The organism is Chroococcidiopsis sp. [FACHB-1243] (assembly GCF_014696895.1).
Lineage (GTDB): Bacteria > Cyanobacteriota > Cyanobacteriia > Cyanobacteriales > Chroococcidiopsidaceae > Chroococcidiopsis.
Genome location: NZ_JACJQX010000120.1, coordinates 1 through 2,264 on the forward strand (window position 1 = coordinate 1; position 2,264 = coordinate 2,264).

General features: G+C 44.9%; 6 protein-coding genes. All 6 read left to right on the forward strand.

What is annotated here, in order from left to right; genetic code table 11:
* Positions 1-53 precede the first annotated feature (53 nt).
* The 6 genes from H6G17_RS32225 (at position 54) to H6G17_RS32250 (ending at position 2,249) form a co-directional block, all read left to right on the forward strand.
* Positions 54-410 carry a hypothetical protein gene (locus H6G17_RS32225; RefSeq protein ID WP_192162803.1) on the forward strand — a complete coding sequence of 119 codons (357 nt, stop codon included), beginning with the start codon at positions 54-56 and terminating at the stop codon, positions 408-410.
* 102 nt (positions 411-512) lie between these two features.
* Positions 513-740 (forward strand): hypothetical protein, encoded by a 228-nt coding sequence (locus H6G17_RS32230; protein WP_192162805.1) that lies wholly within the window; start codon positions 513-515, stop codon positions 738-740.
* Positions 737-1,129 (forward strand): retropepsin-like aspartic protease, encoded by a 393-nt coding sequence (locus H6G17_RS32235; protein ID WP_192162807.1) that lies wholly within the window; start codon positions 737-739, stop codon positions 1,127-1,129. The genes H6G17_RS32230 and H6G17_RS32235 overlap by 4 nt, the downstream gene beginning before the upstream one ends.
* A 166-nt stretch (positions 1,130-1,295) precedes the next feature.
* Positions 1,296-1,526 carry a hypothetical protein gene (locus H6G17_RS32240; protein WP_192162808.1) on the forward strand — a complete coding sequence of 77 codons (231 nt, stop codon included), beginning with the start codon at positions 1,296-1,298 and terminating at the stop codon, positions 1,524-1,526.
* A gap of 11 nt (positions 1,527-1,537) precedes the next feature.
* Positions 1,538-1,678: a hypothetical protein gene (locus tag H6G17_RS32245; protein WP_192162810.1), complete on the forward strand. Its 141-nt coding sequence runs from the start codon at positions 1,538-1,540 to the stop codon at positions 1,676-1,678.
* Positions 1,679-1,733: 55 nt separating this feature from the next.
* Positions 1,734-2,249, forward strand: coding sequence for a DUF5895 domain-containing protein (locus H6G17_RS32250; protein ID WP_192162813.1), 516 nt, complete (start codon positions 1,734-1,736; stop codon positions 2,247-2,249).
* The last annotated feature ends 15 nt before the right edge of the window (positions 2,250-2,264 follow it).

Genomic DNA, 2,264 nt, shown 5'->3' on the forward strand with positions numbered 1-2,264 from the left:
TGTCTCAAGTAAAATTTATTGAATCAATCTTTGGAATTGCTGCATAGAGAAATGTGAACGATACAGATCGTTCGTCTCTAAAAGATCTTTGCGACACAACCCACGATGCTGCTGCTCGGATGTCGCCGATGTGCAAACAAGCAAGCTGTCCTTACTCTCAAGGCTATCTGGACGGCTACAACAGTATTAAAGCTCCCTCACAACCACCAGCCCCAGTCCCAAAAGTAGTCGAGTGGCAGGTAGTTTACGACCCTAAGTGGGACTTGTATCAGGTGTGGATTGGAGAGCGCTGCTTATTAGAGAAGGCAATTAGTTACGTGGAAGGCGAACGAATCGCCCAGAAGTACGTGGCAGCAGAAAAGTTACGCGCCTCACATCGGCAATTGGTGATGAGTGCATTTGCTGCTTAGTCAAATTTTGTCATCACTTTTGAGAAGAGGGTGCTTTCAAGATTAAACTTGAAGTGTCCTCTTGCAGCTAGACTCTTCGCAGCTAACCAACGAGCCAAAGCCATGAGTGCAGTTTTAACAATCGAGCAAATCAGACAACAATATGTCGATGAATGGATTTTAATCGCTTACACTCAGTTGGATGAACAGATGAACGTGCTAGCGGGAGAAGTTTTAGCGCACTCCAAACAGCGCGATGAGATCTATGAGGCATTTGACTCCAGACTTGGGAGGGCCGTTGCAGTGGAATATACAGGCTCCATCCCTGAAGATGTCGCGTACCTACTGTGAGATCCTACCGACTGCAACGCAACGGAAATTTACTTTGGCTGAAGGCGGCGGTTGGTGGCATCAGTGGTGAGATAGCAATCTTCCGGCTGTTAGTAGATACAGGCGCAAGTTACACAACGCTACCGACTAGACCGCTAGAGTCATTAGGTTATAGTACTGCCCAAGCGACTCGAACCTTGCGTCTAATCTCCGCCAGCGGCATGATGAATGCGCCTGTTGTTTCAGTCTGTTGGTTTAATTGTTTAGGTATTAGGGTAGAAGATTACCCTGTGATTTCGTACACGCTACCGACTTCTAGTTTTGTGGACGGCATTTTAGGCATGGATTTCCTGGCTGGGTATGAAGCAACGATAGCAACAGCGACAGCAGAAATTCATCTGCCGCTGTAATCTTTGCCCGTTCTAAAACTAGCAATATCCGCAATGGCAGTCGCCCAATCCGGTAGCAGTTAACGATTTGGACACGATTCGCCAGAACGAGTGAGTTGCATGTCAGACTAAAGGCAAGCGTTCATGGCGATCGGCACAATCAGTAACAATCTCGCACAACGAAACAATGCAACTATTGTTGACCACAGCAATCGAGCTAGTCGCAGTCGGCTTCACTTTGCTATTAGTCATCGAATTTAGTTGGGGAATTTACCAGTACTGGCAAGATGTAGCAGTGCAAACTGGATTTACTCCCTCCACTACTTTGTGGAACGAGTATCACAAAATCTTTGTGGATGAGCTTGCAACAACTGCTTTTACTGGAGTAGTGGAAGCAGCAGTTCAGCTAATGCAGTAATGCGAGGAATTATGGACAGCAATACATTATTTTCGGCTCTGTTTTGGAGTGCGATCGCCTTCTTAGTTCCCATCACCTATGTAGCAATTATGTGCCGCATCGCTAATCCTTTTAGCTTCAAAAAGAACAGGCAATGGTTAGCAAAGAGCTAATTAATAATCGATGCCTTAATTACTGATTTTTCAATTTCTCAATCAAAGGATAGCAATGAACGTTACAACTGATTTCAATTCTAATCAATCTACTCAAACCGCAATGAATCCTACAACAGATTTCAATTCTCCCCAAGTCGATCCCTTCGTCAGCGATGAATTTATTGATAAAAATGCCTCGTTGCCAACAGTAATTGTTTTGAACGACCAGCAGCACTGTGGTTATTTCATCCCTGTCAGTACAATGGCGAGATGCGGATGGGTGTCGTTTGACGAGACGCAACTAGTTGAACATACGTTTAGATCGGGAACGACCGAACCAGGGGTATTAATCCAAAACCCGCGTCTGCTCTGCTGTCCAAAAACTGAGCTGTACCAATATGACTTGCAAGCCTCCTCTCAACAAAGAACCAGAGTGACGGTCGGGCTGTACGATGCTGCTCTCAAAGACGATCCTAATATTAAGACAGAGCGACTATATTTGGGGTTGTGTCGCAAAGATCTTTTAGAGACGAACGATCTGTATCGTTCACATTTCTCTATGCAGCAATTCCAAAGATTGATTCAATAAATTTTACTTGAGACA